Source organism: Arthrobacter sp. Y81, assembly GCF_002929335.1.
GTDB lineage: Bacteria > Actinomycetota > Actinomycetes > Actinomycetales > Micrococcaceae > Arthrobacter.
Map to the genome: position 1 here is coordinate 64,129 of NZ_PJIL01000001.1, position 20,407 is coordinate 84,535.

The following is a 20,407-nucleotide window of genomic DNA, read 5'->3' on the forward strand; positions in this document are numbered from 1 at the left end:
CAAGGCACAGTTGTGTCAATCCTGAAGTCAGCCTAGTGCCTGGAGGGAGGTCCTGGTAACGGGAAACAGGGGGAGAACTGCCCATGCCAAGATGGAGCCATGGCAGCAGTTGAACCCGCCCGTTCCGGCGCCCCGCACTCCGGCCCCGCCGGTTCCGGGACGGCGAGCTCGGCGCTTCAGGGCATAGGGCGGAGCCGCTTCGTCCTGGGCATGGTCCTTGCCGTGGTCCTGCCGCCTGCCGTGGAAGTCCTCGTGACGCTGGCGGGGTACCGGAATTTCAGCATCATCATGCTGCTGCACCTCGCCGTCGCCGTCGCAGTGGCTGCCATCGGGGGACTCTGGCCCGCCGTCGTGGCAGCCGTCCTGGGCACAACGCTCCTCAATTACTTCTCGGCCGATCCGGTGGGCTCGCTGTCCATCGCCGATCCCTCCACGTTGTTCACCCTTCTGGTGTTCCTGGCGGTCGCCTGCAGCGTGGCCCTTGCCGTCGGCCTGGCGACCCGCCGGGCCGAGGAAGCCGCACGGTCCGGGGCCGAAGCCACCGCACTGAGTGAGCTTTCGCTGCGGATCCTCAGTTCCGACGGCAGCCTGGAGACGTTCCTCGAGAAGGTCCGCAGCAGGCTGGCGGTGGACGCCGTCAGCCTGCTGGCCGGAACCTCCCCGGCCGGCCCGGGCAGCGCGGCCGGCCCGGGCGGCACAGGATCCGCTGCGGCAGGCCGTCCGGGACGCTGGCCGGGGAGTAATACCGAATGGACAGTGGTTGCCAGCGCCGGGACCAGTCCGCCGGTGACCCATGCGGCCGCCGACCACGCCGCCGTCGTCGATTCCCGGTACACCCTGCTGATCAACGGCGGGCCACCGGCAGGCCAGCCTTTTTCCGGCCAGCACCAGCGGATGCTGGCCGCCTTTGGCGCGTTCCTGGTGGCCATCCTGGAACGCCGGCAGCTGGTGGCAAGCAGGCAGGACAACCAGCGTCTCTCCGAGGGCAACAAGATGCGCACGTCCATCCTGAGGGCTGTCAGCCACGACCTGCGCACACCGCTGGCCGGGATCAAGCTGGCGGTCAGCAGCCTCCGGCAGGAGGAGGTGCGGTTTTCCCCGGAGGATGAACGCGAGCTGCTCGCCACCATCGAGGATTCGGCCGACCGCCTGGACCACCTGATCGGCAACCTCCTGGACATGTCCCGGATCACGGCCGACTCCGTCAACCCGCTCCTGCGCGGACTGGGGTGGGTGGACGTGCTGCCCGATGCGCTGAAGGGGCTGCCCGCGGGGCGGATCCGGGTGGAACTGCCGCCCAACTTTCCCCGGGTGGAGGCCGACGCCGGGATGCTGGAGCGCGTGGTGGCCAACCTGGTGGAGAACGCGCTCAAATACGCGCCGGAGGCCGACGTGGTGCTGACGGCTCGGGCGGGGGAGGGGATCGCGCTCGCGGGCCGCCCCGCCAGCGAATTCCGCGTGGTGGACCAGGGCTCCGGGGTGGCCCCGGCGGCCGTGCTGGACATGTTCCGGCCGTTCCAGCGGCTCAACGATTCCCAGCGCACCGACGGCGGCCGCAACGTCGGGATCGGGCTTGGCCTTGCCGTGGCGAACGGCTTCACCGAAGCCATGGGGGGCACGCTCGCAGCGGAGCCGACGCCGGGCGGTGGGCTGACCATGGTGGTCACCCTGCCGCTGTGGGAGGGGCCGTTGCCGTGACCCTGGTGCTGATTATCGAAGACGAGGCACAGCTGGCCCGGGCCATGCAGATCAACCTCCGGGCACACGGCTACCAGGCAATCACCGCTGGCTTCGGAGCGGACGGACTGAAGCTGGCAGCCCAGCACCCGGTGGACATCGTGGTGCTGGATCTCGGGCTGCCGGACATGGACGGTGTCGACGTGATCCGGGGGATCCGCGGCTGGAGCTCGGTGCCCATCATCGTGCTGTCGGCCCGCCACGCCTCGGAGGACAAGGTGGATGCCCTCGACGCCGGGGCGGACGACTACGTGACAAAGCCGTTCGGCCTCGACGAACTCCTGGCGAGGCTGCGGGCGGCCTCCCGGCGCTCGCCGGCGCAGCGCGAGGCGCCCACGGTGGAAACCGCGGACTTCGTGGTGGACCTCGCCGCCCGGAAGGTGGTCCGGGACGGAAAGGAAATCCGCCTCACCCCCACGGAGTGGAACATCCTGGAACTGCTGGTGCGCAATGCAGGAAAACTGGTCAGCCAGCAGCAGCTCCTCACCCAGGTGTGGGGGCAGGCATACGCCAAAGAGACCCAGTACCTTCGCGTCTACCTGGCCCAGCTGCGGCGCAAACTGGAGCAGGACCCGGCCAACCCGCGCCACCTGCACACGGAGGCCGGCATGGGGTACCGCTTCGATCCGTGAAGCGGCTATAAGCCCACCCGCCTACACTGGTGCCATGGACACCGCATCTGTGCTTGCCGTCTGCCGGGTACACCAGCTTCTGAGCGATGAGGGAAGCGTGGGTGTCACGGCCATCGATAAACGTGCCGTGGACGGCCCGGTCAAGGTTCACAAGCTCGGACTCCATGGGGACGTCCAGGCCAGCCGCATCCATCACGGCGGCGTGGACCAGGCGCTGTACGCCTATTCGCAGGACGACGCCGACTACTGGGTGGGTGAACTGCAGCGCGAACTGCCGCCCGGGATTTTCGGTGAGAACCTGCGCGTCGCGGGCATCGGCACCACCACCGCGGTGATCGGCGAACGGTGGAAGATCGGACTCGACGTCGAAGTCGAGGTCACCTCACCCCGTGTCCCGTGTGCCACGTTCCAGCGCCGCATGGACGAGTCCCAGTGGGTCAAGCGTTTCACCGAAGCAGGCCGGGTGGGCACCTACCTCCGCGTCATCAGGACCGGGACCATCCAGGCCGGCGACCATATCCACCGGCTGTTTGTTCCCACCCACGGCGTGACCATCGGCAAGTGGTTCAGCGAGGCCACCGTCGAGGATATGGAAGCGCTGCGTGATGCAGACGCGGACGGCGAGATCCGCCTGCAGCCGGAGTACCACGACGAATTCGAGAAGATTCAGCGGCGCCTGGGCGTCTAGTTCCACCGGCTTCGGGCGGGCTGTGCGGCCCCGTGTGCAGCCGATGTGTGGCTCTGTGTGCGCAACGTCACCGCCCTTCGGCGGCCGGCGGGTTAGTGCAAAGCGGAACCATGCCTTACACTTGAAACATCCCCCACTCCGGAAATCCCTTATTCCTGCCCAATTTTTGAGGCAGGACTGGCAAGTGTTGGGGCCCGCACAAGCGATGCGGGCATTTTCATAGGGAGAGCCGGCTAAAGAAAACGCTGTACAGACTGCTGGGATAGCAGCCAAGAGATGCAGCGGGAAGTCCTGCCACGGGATTGCGAAAGCGCCGGACTTCTACGTGACCGGCCGGTCAATGTCTGCCCGGCGTCCAAACGGCACATGTACTGCGGCTCCGCTCACCTCGGGTTGTGCCGCCTGGCCCCCTATGGATGAGGAAAACTCCCCTATGCCCGAAATTCACAACGACGCTACCGCCGAAGCCGCAACCGTCGACACCACTGCCGAAAACGCTACCCCGGTAGCCGGCGCTGCCCCCGTCTTCACCGAGGCTCCGGCACCTGCCGAAGCGCCTGCCGCTGAAGAAGCCCCCGAGGCTGAAGCCCCGAAGGCTGAAGAAGCCCCGAAGTCTGAAGAAGCCCCGAAGTCTGAAGAAGCCCCCAAGGCTGAAGAGGCACCCAAGGCTGACCCGACCAGCGGCGAAACCGACACTGAAGCCGAAGGCATCCGCTTCGTGGACCTCGGCATCGACCCCCGCGTCCTCGCCGCCCTGCAGGATGTCGGCTACGAGAAGCCCTCACCCATCCAGGCAGCCACCATCCCGCTGCTCCTTGAAGGCCGCGACGTCGTGGGCCTGGCCCAGACCGGCACCGGTAAGACTGCAGCATTCGCAGTACCGGCACTGTCCCGCCTGGCAGAGCTCCACGACCTCAACGGCCCGTCCCGCAAGACGCAGGCCCTGGTGCTGGCTCCCACCCGTGAGCTGGCGCTCCAGGTTGCCGAGGCCTTCACCTCGTACGCCAAGCACATCGACGACTTCACCGTCCTCCCCGTCTACGGCGGCTCCGCCTACGGCCCCCAGCTCGCCGGCCTGCGCCGCGGCGCCCAGGTGGTTGTCGGTACTCCCGGCCGTGTGATCGACCACATCTCCAAGGGTTCCCTGGACCTGTCCGAGCTCCAGTACCTGGTGCTGGACGAGGCCGACGAAATGCTCCGCATGGGCTTCGCCGAAGACGTGGAGCAGATCTTCCAGCAGACGCCGTCCGACCGCCAGGTTGCACTGTTCTCCGCCACCATGCCGAGCCAGATCCGCCGGATGTCCAAGCAGTACCTGAACAACCCGGCCGAAATCTCGGTTAAGTCCAAGACCACCACCGGTGCGAACACCCGCCAGCGCTACCTGCAGGTCATGGGACCGCACAAGCTCGACGCGCTGACCCGCATCCTTGAGGTTGAAGAGTTCGACGGCGTCATCGCCTTCGTGCGCACCAAGATGGCCACCGAGGACCTGGCTGACAAGCTGAGGTCCCGCGGCTTCCAGGCTGCCGCCATCAACGGTGACATCCCGCAGCAGCAGCGCGAACGGACTGTCGATGCGCTGAAGGAAGGCCGCATCGATATCCTGGTGGCCACCGACGTCGCGGCCCGCGGCCTTGACGTTGAGCGCATCAGCCACGTGATCAACTACGACATCCCGCACGACACCGAGTCCTACGTGCACCGCATCGGCCGCACCGGCCGTGCAGGCCGCAGCGGTGACGCCGTGCTGTTCATGACCCCGCGGGAGAAGTACCTGCTGCGTTCCATCGAAAAGGCAACCCGCCAGCCGGTGGAGCAGATGCACCTGCCCACGGCCGAGACCGTCAACACGCTGCGCCTGGGCAAGTTCGCCGAGCGCATCACGGAGACCCTCGAGTCCGAAGACGTAGCAGCGTTCCGCGACCTGATCGCTTCCTACGAGGAAGAGCACAACGTTCCCGCTGCGGAGATCGCTGCCGCGCTGGCCGTCATGGCGCAGGGCGGACAGCCGCTCCTGGTCAAGGAACTGCCTGCTGCTCCCGAGTTCCAGAAGCGCGAGCGCTCCAAGGACGGCTTCGGTTCACGTGGCCCCACCCGCACCCTGACCGAGGGCAACGCCACTTACCGGATCGCCGTCGGACGCCGCCAGCGCGTCATGCCGGGTTCCATCGTTGGCGCCATTGCCAACGAGGGCGGCATTTCCTCGGCACAGATCGGCGGCATCGACATCCGCTCGGACCACTCCCTCGTGGAGCTTCCGGCGGACCTGAGCGCCGACCAGCTTAAGGCCCTGTCCCGCACCCGGATCGGCGGCGAGCTGATCCACCTCGAGCTGGACAACGGCCGCAAGCCGTCCGGTGGCGGCGGCGAGCGTGGCGGTTACCAGGGCAACCGTGGCGGCGACCGTGGCGGTTACTCCGGCGGCGGAGACCGTGGCGGCAACTTCAAGGGCAACGGCGGGTTCAAGAAGGAATTCCGCAAGAGCGACGGCGAGCGTTCCTCGGCTGACCGCGGCGGCCGTTCATACAGCGACCGTTCGGAGCGCACTGTTGGCGCTGACAGCGGCGCCACCCGCGGCCAGGCCAGTGACTCCCGCTTCGGCGGCCACGGTGACGGCTCACGCAAGCCCCGCCACGGCAACGAAGGCGGCCAGGGCGGCTTCAACCGCAAGGGCAAGTGGTAACCACTAGCAACACCAAGCACTAAGAACGGGCCGGCTGATTCAGCCGGCCCGTTTTTCTTTAGCCGGCACCTTGTGTTGGCTTCATCACATCGGCGTTCCGGCGACTGCCGCAGAGCCTTCGGGAAGCTGCTTCAGGCCCGGTTTTTCGGGCTTTTCGGCGGATTTTCCCGCTTCGCGGACCTGTCCTGCCGCCGATTTGTTGGGAGCGGAATCTTCCGGTAGAGTATTTACTCGTTGCCCCCCTAGCTCAGTGGTAGAGCGCGTTCTTGGTAAGAACGAGGTCACCGGATCGATTCCGGTGGGGGGCTCTGAATGAGGGCCTGTGTCAAGGCGGTTTTTGACCGGCTTGATGCAGGTTTTTCTCATTCGTGGCGGTGTAGCTCAGTTGGTTAGAGCGCACGACTCATAATCGTGAGGTCGGGAGATCGAGCCTCCCCACCGCTACCAGATAGAACCCCCGGAATCCTTGAGATTCCGGGGGTTCTTTCGTTTTCCCGGCTTTGGAGTGCCCCGGATCCCGGGACCGTGACAATCGGCCCGTTTCGCCGTAGCTTTGCAGCACCTGGGGGAGGGGATCTCTATGGACCTTGAATCAATCATGTTTCCGTTCAAGTGGCTGGTGTCAGTCATCATGGTGGGCTTCCATGGCGGGCTGAGCGCCATTGGCATGCCGGCGGCCGACGGCTGGACGTGGTCGCTGTCCATCATCGGCCTGGTGCTGGTCATCCGTGCTGCCCTGATCCCGGTCTTCCTGAAGCAGCTCGACGCCCAGCGCCGGATGCGGTTACTCCAGCCGGACCTCAAAAAGCTGCAGGAAAAATACCGCGGCAAGACCGACCAGCTCTCCCGCCAGGCCATGGCGCAGGAACAGATGGCTATGTACAAGAAGCACGGCACCAACCCCTTTTCGGCCTGCCTGCCCATGCTCATCCAGGTGCCGTTCTTCCTGGCCCTGTTCCAGGTGCTCTCCGGCATCAGCACTGCTGCGCACCAAGCCGAAGGCATCGGGGCCATGAGCCACGAGCAGGTGGTGCAGTTCGATGAGTCCACTATTTTCGGCGCCCCGCTGTCCGCGGCACTACTCCATGGCACGCCCCCGGGCGGCAACCCCGTGGCGGTCGCAGTACTGGCCATCGTGATGATCCTCGCCATGACGGCCGCGCAGTTCATCACGCAGAAGCTGATCATGGCCAGAACCATGTCCGACGAGGCCACGGAGACTCCGTTCATGCGCCAACAGAAGGCCATCCTCTATGTCCTGCCGGTCATCTTCGGCGCGGGCGGCATCGTGTTCCCCATCGGCGTCCTGATCTACTGGACCACCACCAACCTCTGGACCCTGGCGCAACAGTTCTTCGTCAGGCCAGCGGCATAAAGCCAGCTGCCTGGCCGGGCCGCAGCCTGAACCTGCAGGGTCCTGGCCCTTAAGCCCACCGCGAGCACGCTGCCGTTCCCAGCTTCGGTGGGACAGAATGGGTCAATGACGCGCATCGCAATCATCGGCGGCCACGGCAAAGTGGCTTTGGAACTGGCCAGAATCCTCGCGGCGGACGGTGAGGACGTCACGTCCTTCTTCCGCAACCCGGACCATACGGAGGACGTCGCGGCGACAGGCGCCACGCCGTCGGTCCTGGACGTTGAACACACGACGCCGGCGGAACTCGCCGGCGCCCTTCGCGGCCATGACGCCGTGGTGTGGTCCGCCGGTGCCGGCGGCGGTAACCCCGACCGCACTTATGCGGTGGACCGGGACGCCGCCATCCGTTCGATGGACGCGGCGGCGGAGGCCGGCGTCGGGCGCTACATCATGGTGTCCTACTTCGGTGCAGGACCCGACCACGGAGCTCCCGCTGACAACAGCTTCCACGCCTACGCCGAGGCGAAAGCCGCCGCGGACCAATACCTGCGCGGCACGGACCTGGCCTGGACCATCCTGGGGCCCGGGTCGCTGACGGACGGGCCGGGCAACGGGCTGATCGACGTCAACCCGGCCGACACCTCCGCGGGCACTGCCACATCACGCGCCAACGTGGCCCTCGTAACGGCCGCCGTCCTGGGTTTGCCGGAAACCGCCGGCCGCACCATCGAATTCCGGGACGGTACCCTGCCGGTCGCCGCGGCGCTGGAGCCCGGCAACTAAACGGGGAGTAGCGCCGGCCCGCACCCGATATCGTGGAGGAGGTGCCTGCGCATCCCCGCGGGCACTTCCACTTCGGGGAAAGTGAGCACATGGACCAGCTTGCACTCATTATCGGGCTCCTGCTTGCCACGGTGGTGGCCGTGGGCCTGGGGGACCGGCTCCGGCTGCCCTATCCGGTGCTCATGCTGATCCTGGCGGCATCGCTGACGTTAATCCCCGGCTTTCCGGAAATGGACATCTCGCCCGAGCTGATCCTGCCCATCTTCCTGCCGCCGCTCCTGTTCGCCACCGCCCAACGCAGCTCGTGGGCTGTCTTCCGGGTCCGTTGGCGCACGCTGATCATGCTCGCCGTGGCCCTGGTGATCGTGTCCACCGCCGCGGTGGCCGGGGCGGCCTGGCTCATGATCCCGGGAATCGGGATCCCCACTGCCATCGCCCTGGGCGCCATGGTGGCCCCGCCGGACCCCGTGGCCGTGGAATCCGTGGCCGGCCGGGTGCACATGCCGCGGCGGCTCATCACCGTCCTGCAGAGCGAGGGCCTCTTCAACGACGCCGCCGCCATCGTCATCTTCCAGGCCGCCGTTGCCGCCGCCGTATCAGGCAGCAGGATCGGGCCCGACGTCGTCCTCAAGTTCCTCGTGGGGGCTGCGGTTGCGGTGCTGGTCGGTATCGCCATGGGCTGGGTCACGGCGCTGATCACGCGGCTCGTGGCGTCCATGGTGGCGCGCAGCGCGGTCACCTTGGTGGTGCCCTTCGCGGCCTACATCCTCGCCGAGGAGGTGCACGCCTCCGGCGTGATCGCCGTCGTCGTCACCGCCCTGGAGATGCAGCGCCACTCGCGGCCCCAGGACGCCGCCGAGAGGGTCACGCGCACGGCCTTCTGGGACGTGGTGGAGCTGCTGGTCACAGGGCTGGCGTTCGGGCTGGTGGGACTGGAAATCCGCCACGTCATCCACGACGAAGGCACTGAAATCTACGGGATGATCGGAACCGCGGTGGTGGTGTGCATCATTGTGTTCGCCGTCCGGTTCCTGTGGCTCGCCCTCCTGGCGGCCTCGGCGCGCAAGCGGGAGAACCTGCTGCAGCCCACGTCGGCCAAGGAGGTCCTGATCCTGACCTGGTGCGGCATGCGGGGCCTTGCGACGCTGGCGCTTGCCCTGGCCCTGCCCCTGACCTTGGCGGACGGCACTCCCTTCCCGGCGCGTGACCAGCTGCTGGTCATCGCCTGCGCGGTGCTGCTGGCCACCCTGGTGCTGCCCGGCCTGACGCTGCCCTGGCTGATGAAGGTGCTGAAGGCCACCGGGGACGGTTCGGAGGAACGCGACGCCGCCCGGGTGCTCGCCAAGCGGGCGCAGCAGGCCGCCGTCGCCGCCCTGAAGGACAACGACCTCATGAAGGAGCTCCCGCCGGAGAAGGTGGCGTTGGTCAAGGAGAAGATGACGCGCCTGCATGCGGAGCTCCTGGATGGAAGCCTGAAGAACGAATCGGTGGGGGAGAAGCGCAAGCGCGGCCGCGAACTGGCCATTGCCGTGCAGACCATTGCGCTCGACGCCGCCCGCCAGGAAGTGGTGGCGGCCCGGAACGAACCGGACATGGACCCGGAAGTCGCGGACCGCGTGCTCCGCCAGCTGGACCTGCGCACCATGATCATGCCGGAGTAGGTCACTCCCGCCGAAGATGCCTAGGCCGGGGCCGCGAGCTCCAGGTCCAGGGTGTTTTTCTCGACATAGTCCAGGGCGCACCGGACGGCACCCACGGTCACGATCGAGTCGCCGAGAGGGGAAACCGCCACCGTCGGGGGAGTGGCCGTGAACTCCGTCAGCCGCTTGGCGATCGGTTCGAGCAGCACGCCTGCCGAGTTTGCCACGGCACCGCCGATGACCACCAGTTCGGGGTTGATCATGGTGGCCACGGCCCCGATGACCCTGGCCATCCTGTCTGCCAGCCGGTCGAGGATTTTCAGGGCAACGGCGTCTCCGGCGGCGGCAGCGGCGAAAACGTGCTCCGCCTCGACGCCTCCGCCGGAGTGCTCACGAAGTGAGGTTTTGGCCTTGCCGGCAAGAGCGTCTGCGGCCCACCCCCTCGCCAGGGACGCGATGCCGAAGGTGTCGCCCACGCCCTCCACCATGTCGAGGAAGGCAAGCTCACCGGCACCGCCGCCGCGTCCGTGCAGCAGCCGCCCGCCGTCGATCACTCCCGAACCCAGGCGTTCACTGGCGAGGATGACCACGACGTCATCCACGCCGGCGGCCGCCCCGCGCCAGCGGTCGCCCAGGGCAGCGAGGTTGGCGTCGTTTTCCAGCAGCACAGTCCACCCGCGCCGGTCCAGCAGCGCCGCCTTCAGGCCGACGTCGAACAGTCCCCAGAAGTGCTGGGTCACCAGCACGTCGCCGTTGCGGTCCACCGGGGCCGCGATGCCGGCGCAGACGGCGAGCACGGAGTCAGGGGAGGCCCCCACGCCGTGCAGGGCCATCATGGCGGTCCGGTCAATGACGGCGATCCGTTCCTCGGCCGAAATTTCGGCACCGGCGAACGGCTGGCTGGACCGGCCCAGGGCTTTGCCGCGGAGATCGGATACCACCACCGTGGCCTTGGAGATGCCCACGTCCATGCCCAGGACATAGCCTGCGCGCTCGTTGAGCTCGAACCGCCGGGCCGGCCTGCCTTTCTGGTAGCCGCCAAATGCCCGCTGGTTTTCCAGCTCCGTGATCCAGCCGCGCTGCATGAGGTCCTCGCACACGGAAATTGCGGTGGCCCGGGTGAGTCCGGTGGCTTCCATGACTTCCGTGACGGTCACCGCCTGCGAGGCGCGCATGAATTCCAGCACTGCTCCGGCGCTCACGCGCCGCAACAGCTGGGGCGTTGCAGCAGTCATTTCAGACATGGTGTTGACCTCTCTGTGCTTTGCACCACATAATACTTGAGGAACTAAATTTAGATTCCATATAAACTTAGACCATGTGGACCGGACGGCCGCCGACCACTGGCTTGACTTCCAGCCCTTCACTCAGCCTTTTGCAAAGGAGCAACTGTGAACCGCATCCTGAAGCACTGCCCGCCCGGACCCCGGCACCAGCGCCGCCACTCCCGCACGTCAGCCCCCGTCCTGTGAACGCCGCCGTGCCCGCATCACTCCTGAGCAGGCGTTCGCTGCTCCGGGCCGCCGGCCTGGCCGGGGCCGCCGCCATGATTCCCCTGACCGGCTGCGCGTCGCCGTCCGGCCCGCAGAACGGCGTCACCACCCTGCGCTTCATGCAGAACAAGCCCGAGGTGGTGGCCTACTTCAACCAGGTCATCAAGGACTTCGAGGCGCTGAACCCGGACATCCACGTGGTCCAGGACTTCAATGAGGGCAACTTCGTTCCCGGTCTGGTCCGCAACGATCCTCCGGATGTGGTGACCCGCGGCTTCGCGCAGGCCACCGCCGATTTCGTCCGGAAAGGCATCTTCGCCGACCTCTCGGACCTGCCCGTGGCCGCCGGCATCGACCCGAAAATGCAGGAGCTCATCAGCTCCTGGGGCCAGTACAACGGCAACGAGGTCAGTGCGCTGCCGTTCTCGCTGGCCGCCGCCGGGGTCATCTACAACCGCGACATCTTCGAGGCGCAGGGTGTCGCCGTCCCCACCACGTGGAGCGGGTTCGTCGCGGCCTGCGAAACGTTCAAGGCCGCCGGCATTGCCCCGATCTACGGAACGTACAAAGACACGTGGACCCTCGCCCAGGGCATGTTCGACTATGTGTCCGGCGGCTCGCTGGACGTCGCGGACTTCTTTACCAGGATCAATGCCAGGGGCGCCCGCATCAGCAAGGACGCGGCCGAGTCGTTCTCCAACAACTTCGGCCCGGCGCTGCCCAAGATGCTGCAGCTCGCGTCCTACGCCCAGAACGGCGCCGCCAGCAAGAACTATGCGGACGGCAACGCGGCGTTCGCCAAAGGCCAGGCGGCGATGTACCTGCAGGGCCCGTGGGCGCTGTCCCAGCTCGTTTCAGCCAACAAGAACATCAGGCTCGGGAGCTTCCCGCTGCCGGTGACGGACAACGCCGAGGAAACCAAAGCCCGCGTGAACGTGGACATGGCGCTCTCCATCACCCGCAACACGCCCAACATGGCCGCGGCGCAGCGGTTCGTCAACTACCTGCTGGAGCCGTCCGTGGTGAACACGTTCAACGAAAAGAACGCGGCCTTCTCGCCCCTCAAGGACGCTCCCGCCGTCAGCAACCCGCAGATCAGCGGGCTCGGCGACTCGGTCAAGGAAGGACGCTACTACCAGGGCGCTGCGACCTACTTCCCGCCGTCAGTGCCCCTGAACAACTACATCCAGTCCTTCGTGTACGGCAAGAACGGCGAGCAGTTCCTTTCAGCGCTCGACGACGAATGGCGCCGCGTTGCCGAGCGCACCGCAGTCTGATCCCACCCCGACTCCAGGAGTTCACATGACTACAACTTCCCGGGTGGCCCAGACAGCCCGTCCCGCAGAAGGCAAGACCCCGGCCTCGGCCTCCACAGGCACCGGAGCATTCCGGTCCAAGAGCAAGATCGACCCCACGTACTACTGGATGGTGGCGCCGGTACTGGCACTGTTCGCCTTCTTCATCACCCTGCCGGCACTCGTGGGCGTCTTCTTCAGCCTCACGAACTACGCCGGTTACGGCGACTGGAAGTTCATCGGGCTGATGAACTACGTCAACATCTTCAAGGACCCGGCAGTACTGCAGTCCTACATCTTCACCTTCGTGTTCGCCCTGACCACCACAGTGGTGGTCAACGTCGTGGCGCTAGCCATTGCACTGGGACTGAACGCGAAAATCAAATGGCGCACCGGCATCCGCACCGTCTTCTTCATCCCCATGGTGCTGTCCGCGCTCATCGTCTCCTTCGTGTTCAACTACCTTTTCTCCAATACGCTTCCGGTGCTGGCGGAGCGGTTCGGAATGACCCCGCTCGCCACCAGCATCCTCGCCAATGAGAACCTGGCCTGGATCGCCATCGTGGTGGTCACTGTCTGGCAGGCGGCGCCCGGCGCCACCATCATCTACCTGGCAGGACTCCAGAGTGTCCCTTCCGAGGTCTATGAAGCCGCGGACCTGGACGGTGCCGGCAGTTTCCGCCAGTTCCTCAGCCTGACGCTGCCGCTGATCCTGGGCTACCTGGTGATCAACGTGATCCTCGGGTTCAAGGGCTTCCTGGGGACCTACGAAATCATCGTGGGCCTCACCGGCGGAGGTCCCGGCATGGCGACGCAGTCCGTGGCCATGCGCATCTTCTCCGGCTTCACGGGCGGCGACTACTCCTACCAGATGGCGAACGCCGTCATCTACTTCCTGATCACCCTGCTGATCTCCGTCATCCAGCTGCGCCTCATCCAGCGCCGGGGGGTTTCACTCTAATGACCGTTTCCACACGCCCCGAGCCCATCACCGGAGCCGCAGCGCCCACCGGCGTCACGCCGGGCTTCCGCAAGAACCGCAAGTCGAACCGCGAGGGCTTCAAGGTCAACTGGTGGCTCACCGCCCTGATGCTGGTGGCCTCGCTGACCGTCCTTCTGCCGCTGTACTTCACCGTGGCCATGGCACTGAAGTCCCCGGACCAGATCGGAACCGGCACGGGCCTCGCCTGGCCCAACCCGATGAACTGGGAAAACTTCGCCGCCGCCTACGTGGCCACCAACTTCCCGCGGGCATTCATGTCCACCGCGTTTGTTACCGTGCTGAGCGTCCTCGGTTCCCTGGCCTGCAGTTCCCTGGTGGCCTACGCCATTGCCCGGAACTGGAACCACACGTTCTTCCGGGGCTCGTTCGTCTACCTGCTCTCGGCAATGTTCATTCCCTTCCCGGTGATCATCCTGCCGCTCATCAAGCAGACAGCGCTCCTTGGCCTGGACAACCCGGCCGGTGTCGTGTTCCTGCACGTACTCGGCGGAATCTCGTTCAACACGCTGCTGTACATTGCCTTCGTACGCTCCATTCCCGTGGAGCTGGAAGAGTCGGCACGCATGGACGGCGCCACCACGTGGCAGGTGTTCCGCAGGATCATCTTCCCGCTGCTGGCTCCCATGAACGCAACCGTGGGGATCTTCGCCTTCCTCGGCTCCTGGAATGACTTCCTGCTGCCGCAGATGATGATCGCGGATCCCGCACTGCAGACCCTCCCTGTGGTGCAGATGCTTTTCCAGGGCGAATTCAACACCAACTACAGCCTCGCCTTCGCGTCGTACCTCATGGCCATGGCGCCAACTCTGGTGGTTTACATCCTCGCGCAACGTTGGGTACTGTCCGGAGTCATGCGCGGTGCAGTGAAGTAACCGAAGTAACCGGCGACGCAGCCAGTGAAACAGGCGCAAGGCATCCGGACGCGCCCATCCATTTTTCCCTTTACCAAAAACAACTAACCCAAGAAAAGGAAATCTCTTTTGTCCACCACCGCCACTCTGGCAACCCTGTCCGATTCAAACCTCGCAGCCGATCCCAACTGGTGGCGCCAGGCCTCCGTTTACCAGATCTATCCGCGCAGCTTCTCGGATTCGAACGGTGACGGCCTGGGCGACATCAAAGGCATCACGGCCAAGGTGCCGTACCTGAAGGAACTGGGGATCGACGCCGTCTGGCTGAGCCCCTTCTACCCGTCCGCGCTCGCGGACGGCGGCTACGACGTCGACGATTACCGCGACGTGGACCCCAAGCTGGGCACCCTGGAGGACTTCGCCGAGATGTCCGCCGCGCTCCACCAAGCCGGCATCAAGCTCATTGCGGACATCGTCCCCAACCACTCCTCGGACCGGCACGAATGGTTCAAGGAGGCCCTCGCCGCACCGAAGGGCTCCGCTGCGCGCGAGCGCTACATCTTCCGTGACGGCCTGGGCAAGAACGGCGAGCTGCCGCCGTCGGACTGGGACTCCGTCTTCGGCGGTCCCGCCTGGGAGCGCATCACCGAACCGGACGGCACCCCCGGCCAGTGGTACCTGCACATCTTCGCCAAGGAGCAGCCGGACCTGAACTGGGCCAACCGCGAGATCCGCGACGACTTCCTGAAGACTCTGCGCTTCTGGTCCGACCGCGGCGTGGACGGCTTCCGCGTGGACGTGGCGCACGCCCTGACCAAGGACCTCACCGAGCCGCTGCTCTCCAAGGCCGAACTCACCGAGGCCAACACCGGCACTGACGGCTTCCCGGACGGCTCGCACCCGTTCTGGGACCGCGACGAGGTCCACGAGATCTACGCCGAATGGCGTGAGGTGTTCAACGAGTACAACCCGCCGCGCACGGCCGTCGCCGAAGCCTGGGTGCACGCCACCCGCCGCGCCCGCTACGCCAGCCCGCAGGGCCTGGGCCAGGCGTTCAACTTCGACCTGCTGCAGGCGGATTTTGATGCCGAGGAGTTCCAGGAAATCATCACCCGGAACCTCGCCGAAGCGAAGGCAACCGGGGCGTCCTCGACCTGGGTCTTCTCCAACCACGACGTCGTCCGGCACGCCACCCGGTACGGCCTGCCGATGGGCGGCGGCGTCCACGCCAAGGGCCAGGACGGCAAGGGCTGGCTGCTGGCAGGCGCCCCCGCCGAGGAACTGGACACGGAGCTGGGCCTGCGCCGAGCCCGTGCGGCCAGCCTGCTGATGCTGGCCCTCCCGGGCTCGGCCTACCTGTACCAGGGCGAGGAACTCGGCCTGCAGGAAGTCGGCGAGATCCCCGACGCCGAGCGCCAGGACCCGGCCTTCTTCCGCAACAAGGGCGTGGAGATCGGCCGCGACGGCTGCCGCGTGCCGCTGCCGTGGGCCACCGAGGGCGCCTCATTCGGTTTCGGCGCCGGGGACGCCCACCTGCCCCAGCCTGAATGGTTCAGCCGCTATGCCGTAGACGCCCAGGATGGCGTGGAGGGCTCCACCCTGGAGCTCTACCGCAAGGCGCTGAAGCTGCGCCGTGAGCTGCAGACCGCGGAAGAGCTGGAATGGGTGGAAACGGGCAACTCCCAGGTGCTGCAGTTCAGCCGGCACGGCGGCTGGCAGTCCGTGACCAACTTCGGTGCGGAGCCGGTAGAGCTCCCGGCAGGCGAGGTACTGCTCAGCAGCGGCCCGCTGGCAGCCGGCAAGCTGCCCGGCAACACCACGGCCTGGCTGCGCTAAGGCCGGTGCCAAGCAGCATCCGTTAGCTTCACAATGAAACCCGTCCCGGTGGCGGTGCCCGGGCAGGGCACCGCCACCGGGGCTTTTTTGCCGCTGGGCCTTCGCCGGATCAAGTGAAAGAGTGACGACATGAGTAAAAATGCTGCAAGCCAGGAACTGAGCCGTAAACAGGAACTGATCTATGGCTGCATGGGGCTCGGCGGCAGCTGGTCCGCCGAGCCGTACGCATCCGAGCATGTGGGCCAGGCCGACGCCGCCATCAACGCCGCGCTGGATTCCGGCATCACGCTGTTCGACCACGCCGACATTTACCGCGGCGGCAAGTCGGAGGCCGTCTTCGGTGAGGTCCTCGCGATTACGCCGGGCCTGCGGGAACGGATCCGGCTCCAGACCAAGTGCGGCATCCGGCTCAACGAGCAGGGGCTCGAGACGCATTACGACCTGAGCCGCGACGGCATCCTCGAACGGGTCAACGGCAGCCTGAAACGGCTGAAGACCGAGTACGTGGATGTCCTCATGCTGCACCGCCCCGACCCGCTGGCGGACCCCTCCGAGGTGGCGTCCGCCGTCGGGCAGCTGATGCAGGAAGGCAAAGTGCGCCAGGTGGGTGTGTCCAACATGTCCGCCCCGCAGATCGAGGTGCTGCAGGACCACCTGGAAACACCGGTGGTTGCCAACCAGCTGGAAATGAGCCTGCTGAAACGCGCCTGGCTGGAAAGCACCGTGCTGGTCAACCATGCCGAGGGGCTGGACCACAGCTTCCCGCACGGCACCGTCGAGTTCTGCGGCCGGCAGGGGATCACACTGCAGGCCTACGGAGCGCTGGCACGGGGCCACTACACCGGGGCCCCGCCGGAAAGCCCGACGCCGGCAGAGGCCTCCACAGCGGCGCTCGTCGCCGACATGGCGAAGGCCCTGGGAACCACCAGGGAAGCTATCCTCCTCGGCTGGCTCATGCGGCACCCGGCCGGGATCGCCCCGGTGATCGGCTCGGCCAATCCGGACCGGATCCGTGCCTGCGCCGGCGCTGCCCGTGTTGCCGCGGCCATGACCCGCGCCGAGTGGTACCGGCTGTGGGTCACCGCCCGGGGGAGCGACATCCCCTAAGCCCCGGCCGCCCCGCCCATGTGCCCCGCTTAACCCAACTAGGTCGCAGTAGATGTCGTTATGAGCGCTCAAAACGACATTAACTGCGACCTAGTTGGGCGGGCGGGCGCCTGATGGTGCCGGCACACGGCACCTAAAGCGGCGTAACCACCGAGTACGTGGACGAGTCGCCGTTCAGGCCCTGGCTCTGCTTGCCGTCCACACCCACTGGAATGTCGCCGGCAATGGTCACCCGGTTGAGCTTGCGCGGCTGGCCGTCATAGTTGTCCGGGGCGTAGTGCTGGGTGATGCGGTTGTCGAACAGGACCAGCTGGTTTGGCTCCCAGTTCACCCGCACCACGTTCTCGGGGCGCGTGACGTAGGCCTGCAGCAGCCGGATGATGTCCTTCGACTCAGTGTTGGACAGCCCCACGATCCGCAGCCGCTGCGCGAAGCCCCCAATGAACAATCCGCGCTCGCCGGTCAGCGGGTGCACCCGGACCACCGGGTGGGCTGTCTCGAACTTCAGCCGGATGAACTCCTTGCGGCGTTCCTCCGCGTTCTGGTGCTCCAGGTTCTTGGGCACCGAGTAGTCGTAGTCGTTGGTGTGGATGGCCCACAGGGTGTCCGCGAAGTTCCGCAGTTCCTCCGGAAGGTCGGCGTACGCCCCGGCCGAGGACGCGATCAGGGTTTCCCCGCCGTAGGCCGGCAGGTCGATGCTGCGGAGCGTGGATGCCTGCGGCGGGTTCACCACGAAAGTGACGTCCGTGTGCCAGTTGTTGGCGGAGCCGTTCTCGCTGTCCACCGGCAGGACGTTTTCTTCGCCCTCAACGGAGGCCACGGTGGGGTGCGCCTTGGTGAGCGGCCCGAAGTGGCTGGCGAACTTCACCTGCTCCTCGTCCGTACGGATGTTGGCCTCGCGGAACACCAGGGCCTTGTGCTCGTTCAGGGCCGCGCGGATCCGGGACACGGTATCCGCAGAGAGGTCCCCGCTGAGGTCCAGGCCGCGGATTTCAGCCCCGATGCGGGAGCCCAGTTTGGCGAATTCGAGCTTGGTTTCGGTGATGGTGGTCATTGCTTTTCCTTACTGGTTGATGGTGCGGACAGGCTGTTGGTGCTGGTGAAGCCGTCAGTTGCCGGCGCCGACGGCGGTGCGCCAGCGGGAGAAGTGCCGTTCCAGGGCGACGAGGAGGACGTTCACCGCCAGCCCCAGGACGGAGACGGTGAGGATGCCGGCGTACATGTCCGGGATGAGGAAGCTCATCTGCGAATTGACGATCAGGTAGCCCAGCCCGGCCTTGGCACCCACCATTTCGGCGGCGATGAGCACCAGGATGGAGGATGTGCCGGCCATCCGGATGCCCGTGAAAATCGTCGGGACAGCCGAGGGCAGGATGACCTTCTGGAACAGCCGGAAGCTGTTCAGCCCCAGCGACCTCGCGGCCCGGATCAGCAGCGGATCCACGGTCCGGACGCCGGCGATGGTGTTCAGGAGCACCGGGAAGAACGCCGCGTAGGCCACGATGGTGATCTTCGATTCCTCGCCGATGCCCAGCAGCAGCGTGAACACCGGCAGCAGGGCCAGCGTGGCCGTATTGCGGAACAGCTCCAGCAGCGGGTTCAGGAATGAGCTCAACCAGCCGTACCAGGCGATCAGCAGCCCCAGCACCACGGCGGACACCACTGCGATGCTGAACCCGGAGACCGAACGCGTGAGGCTAGCCTGCAGGTGGTTCTGCAGCTGGCCGGTCTCCAGCAGCTTCACGCCTGCCGCGATGACCTCGTGCAGCGGCGGCAGGAACACCCGCGTGGAGGGGCTGGCCAGGTACGTCGGGCCGAGTTCCCACAGCGCCAGGAACAGCAGCACGGCGAGGGATTTCCAGCCGGCCCGTCCGGCGAGCCCGGCCAGGGCAGCGAACCTGCCCGCCGGCGTCGTGCGCTGTCCGCTTTCCGGACCGGAACCGGTCCGCAGGGAAGGTTCGACGGCGGCAGCCGCCTCAGGCGGTCGGGTCAACACAGCGCTCATCAGGCAGCGCTCCTTTCCTTGGGTTGTTCGTCGGGGGCCGTGCCGTCAGGGAGGATCTTGCGGTGTCCGGAGCCCTGGGCGAGCCGGACCTCGTCGTGCAGGAGGGACCAGACCTCGTGCCGGTGTTCCACGAACGCCGGATGGGAGCGGATATCGTCCTCGCCGTCGCGGTCCGGGATGTTGATGTCCACGATTTCCTTGAGCCGGCCGGGGCGGGCGCTGAGCACGGCCACGCGCTGGCCCAGGTACACGGCCTCGTCGATTCCGTGGGTAATGAAGACGATGGTTTTGCCCGTTGCCTTCCAGATCCGCAGCAGCTCGTCCTGGAGCTGCTCGCGGGTCTGCGCGTCCAGGGCGGCAAACGGTTCGTCCATCAGCAGGATGTCCGGCTCATAGGCGAGGCTTCTGGCGATGGCCACGCGCTGCTTCATACCGCCGGACAGTTCGTGCGGATAGCTGTCCTCGAACCCTGCCAGCCCCACCAGGTCGAGGAATTCGCTGGCCTTGGCGGCCCGTTCCTTCCGCGAAAGGCCGGAGTTCTCCAGCCCGATGGAGACGTTGGCCGACGCTGTCCGCCAGGGGAAGAGCGCGTACTGCTGGAAGACGACGGCGCGGTCCTGGCCCGGACCGGTCACTTCCTTGCCGTCCACCAGGACGCTTCCCGAGCTGGGCCGGGAGAGGCCGGCCAGCAGGTCCAGCAGCGTGGTCTTGCCGGAGCCGCTGGGGCCCACGAGGGTGAGGAACTCTCCGGCAGCGACGTCCAGGCTGAGGTCATCCAGGGCCGTCAGCACGGACGGGCCGGCCTGGTTCCGGGTGCCTTTGCCTTGGCGCACCGCGAATTCCTTGGTGACGTTCCGGAGGCTGATTTTCGGCGTCATGGTTGTCCTTTCGTGTTGCTGGTGGCGGCGCCGGGGCCGGCTGTGCCGGAAGCCGCACCGGTGCCGGTTGCCAGGCCGTTGAACTCGTTCGTGTAGAGCTTGGGCAGGTCCAGGGCGCCGTCGATGATCCCGGCCGAGGTGAGGTAGTCGCTCCACAGGGTGAAGTCCTTGTCCTGGATGCGGCCGCCCGGCGAGGCAACCCCCACGCTCTTCCAGTACGCCGAGGGTGCCGGCGTCCACCTGTTTCTTGCGCAGTGCCTGCTCGGTTTCGTTCGGCGGCACCACCACCAGCTGCACCTGCTTGATGTCCTCGAGGAAGCCCAGGTCCTGGGCGAGTTCGGGCAGGGACACGTTGTTGGGTGAGCCTTGGTACCGCACTGTCTTCGCCTCTTCACCGGCGGGCTTGCCGGCTGTAC

At 66.4% G+C, this 20,407-nt stretch carries 18 protein-coding genes and 2 tRNA genes; 15 read left to right on the plus strand and 5 right to left on the minus strand.

Translation table 11 applies throughout. The annotated features are described in order from the left end of the window. Nucleotides 1-99 precede the first annotated feature (99 nt). From CXQ91_RS00320 to CXQ91_RS00360, 9 genes are all read left to right on the plus strand, one after another. Nucleotides 100-1,698 carry an ATP-binding protein gene (locus tag CXQ91_RS00320; protein ID WP_104171970.1) on the plus strand — a complete coding sequence of 533 codons (1,599 nt, stop codon included), beginning with the start codon at nucleotides 100-102 and terminating at the stop codon, nucleotides 1,696-1,698. Then, nucleotides 1,695-2,369 (plus strand): response regulator, encoded by a 675-nt coding sequence (locus CXQ91_RS00325; protein ID WP_104171971.1) that lies wholly within the window; start codon nucleotides 1,695-1,697, stop codon nucleotides 2,367-2,369. Before CXQ91_RS00320 ends, CXQ91_RS00325 begins: the two co-directional genes overlap by 4 nt. 34 nt (nucleotides 2,370-2,403) lie before the next feature. Then, entirely contained in the window at nucleotides 2,404-3,057 is a 654-nt protein-coding gene (locus tag CXQ91_RS00330) for an MOSC domain-containing protein (RefSeq protein WP_104171972.1), read from the plus strand. A gap of 433 nt (nucleotides 3,058-3,490) precedes the next feature. Further along, nucleotides 3,491-5,743: a DEAD/DEAH box helicase gene (locus CXQ91_RS00335; RefSeq protein WP_104171973.1), complete on the plus strand. Its 2,253-nt coding sequence runs from the start codon at nucleotides 3,491-3,493 to the stop codon at nucleotides 5,741-5,743. 236 nt (nucleotides 5,744-5,979) lie between these two features. Continuing rightward, nucleotides 5,980-6,051 (plus strand) — tRNA-Thr (locus CXQ91_RS00340). A 62-nt stretch (nucleotides 6,052-6,113) separates the two neighbouring features. Next, a tRNA-Met gene (locus tag CXQ91_RS00345) sits at nucleotides 6,114-6,190 on the plus strand. Nucleotides 6,191-6,323: 133 nt separating this feature from the next. Then, nucleotides 6,324-7,118 carry a membrane protein insertase YidC gene (yidC, locus tag CXQ91_RS00350; protein ID WP_104171974.1) on the plus strand — a complete coding sequence of 265 codons (795 nt, stop codon included), beginning with the start codon at nucleotides 6,324-6,326 and terminating at the stop codon, nucleotides 7,116-7,118. 105 nt (nucleotides 7,119-7,223) lie between these two features. Next, nucleotides 7,224-7,883 carry an SDR family oxidoreductase gene (locus CXQ91_RS00355; protein ID WP_104171975.1) on the plus strand — a complete coding sequence of 220 codons (660 nt, stop codon included), beginning with the start codon at nucleotides 7,224-7,226 and terminating at the stop codon, nucleotides 7,881-7,883. Between the two features lie 89 nt (nucleotides 7,884-7,972). Beyond that, entirely contained in the window at nucleotides 7,973-9,544 is a 1,572-nt protein-coding gene (locus CXQ91_RS00360; RefSeq protein WP_104171976.1) for a Na+/H+ antiporter, read from the plus strand. 20 nt (nucleotides 9,545-9,564) lie between these two features. Here CXQ91_RS00360 and CXQ91_RS00365 read toward each other — a convergent pair whose 3' ends face one another. Then, on the minus strand, nucleotides 9,565-10,767 hold the full coding sequence (locus tag CXQ91_RS00365) for an ROK family transcriptional regulator (protein WP_104171977.1): 1,203 nt from the start codon (nucleotides 10,765-10,767) through the stop codon (nucleotides 9,565-9,567). 236 nt (nucleotides 10,768-11,003) lie between these two features. Between CXQ91_RS00365 and CXQ91_RS00370 the strand changes: the two genes are divergently transcribed. The 5 genes from CXQ91_RS00370 to CXQ91_RS00390 all read left to right on the plus strand — a co-directional run bounded on the left by CXQ91_RS00370 (nucleotide 11,004) and on the right by CXQ91_RS00390 (nucleotide 17,108). Next, nucleotides 11,004-12,293 (plus strand): ABC transporter substrate-binding protein, encoded by a 1,290-nt coding sequence (locus tag CXQ91_RS00370; RefSeq protein ID WP_104171978.1) that lies wholly within the window; start codon nucleotides 11,004-11,006, stop codon nucleotides 12,291-12,293. 25 nt (nucleotides 12,294-12,318) lie between these two features. Beyond that, on the plus strand, nucleotides 12,319-13,272 hold the full coding sequence (locus CXQ91_RS00375) for a carbohydrate ABC transporter permease (RefSeq protein ID WP_104171979.1): 954 nt from the start codon (nucleotides 12,319-12,321) through the stop codon (nucleotides 13,270-13,272). Continuing rightward, nucleotides 13,272-14,186: a carbohydrate ABC transporter permease gene (locus CXQ91_RS00380; protein WP_219816484.1), complete on the plus strand. Its 915-nt coding sequence runs from the start codon at nucleotides 13,272-13,274 to the stop codon at nucleotides 14,184-14,186. The genes CXQ91_RS00375 and CXQ91_RS00380 overlap by 1 nt, the downstream gene beginning before the upstream one ends. 108 nt (nucleotides 14,187-14,294) lie before the next feature. After that, nucleotides 14,295-16,001, plus strand: coding sequence for a glycoside hydrolase family 13 protein (locus CXQ91_RS00385; protein ID WP_104171980.1), 1,707 nt, complete (start codon nucleotides 14,295-14,297; stop codon nucleotides 15,999-16,001). Nucleotides 16,002-16,130: 129 nt separating this feature from the next. Further along, a complete protein-coding gene (locus CXQ91_RS00390) occupies nucleotides 16,131-17,108 on the plus strand; it encodes an aldo/keto reductase family oxidoreductase (RefSeq protein ID WP_104171981.1) in 978 nt (325 codons plus the stop codon). 133 nt (nucleotides 17,109-17,241) lie between these two features. On the opposite strand, the gene CXQ91_RS00395 is transcribed toward CXQ91_RS00390, so the two are convergent. Genes CXQ91_RS00395 through CXQ91_RS25160 form a run of 4 tightly spaced genes read right to left on the minus strand, consistent with a single transcriptional unit; the run spans nucleotide 17,242 to nucleotide 20,197 of the window. After that, a complete protein-coding gene (locus CXQ91_RS00395) occupies nucleotides 17,242-18,162 on the minus strand; it encodes a TauD/TfdA family dioxygenase (RefSeq protein WP_104171982.1) in 921 nt (306 codons plus the stop codon). 54 nt (nucleotides 18,163-18,216) lie between these two features. Then, nucleotides 18,217-19,113 carry an ABC transporter permease gene (locus CXQ91_RS00400; RefSeq protein WP_104171983.1) on the minus strand — a complete coding sequence of 299 codons (897 nt, stop codon included), beginning with the start codon at nucleotides 19,111-19,113 and terminating at the stop codon, nucleotides 18,217-18,219. Then, on the minus strand, nucleotides 19,113-19,991 hold the full coding sequence (locus CXQ91_RS00405) for an ABC transporter ATP-binding protein (RefSeq protein ID WP_104171984.1): 879 nt from the start codon (nucleotides 19,989-19,991) through the stop codon (nucleotides 19,113-19,115). Before CXQ91_RS00405 ends, CXQ91_RS00400 begins: the two co-directional genes overlap by 1 nt. Further along, a complete protein-coding gene (locus tag CXQ91_RS25160; protein WP_258073767.1) occupies nucleotides 19,988-20,197 on the minus strand; it encodes a hypothetical protein in 210 nt (69 codons plus the stop codon). Before CXQ91_RS25160 ends, CXQ91_RS00405 begins: the two co-directional genes overlap by 4 nt. On the opposite strand from CXQ91_RS25160, the gene CXQ91_RS25165 reads away from it, so the two are divergent. Next, entirely contained in the window at nucleotides 20,169-20,354 is a 186-nt protein-coding gene (locus tag CXQ91_RS25165) for a hypothetical protein (RefSeq protein WP_258073768.1), read from the plus strand. The two genes, CXQ91_RS25160 and CXQ91_RS25165, sit on opposite strands and share 29 nt — an antisense overlap. The last annotated feature ends 53 nt before the right edge of the window (nucleotides 20,355-20,407 follow it).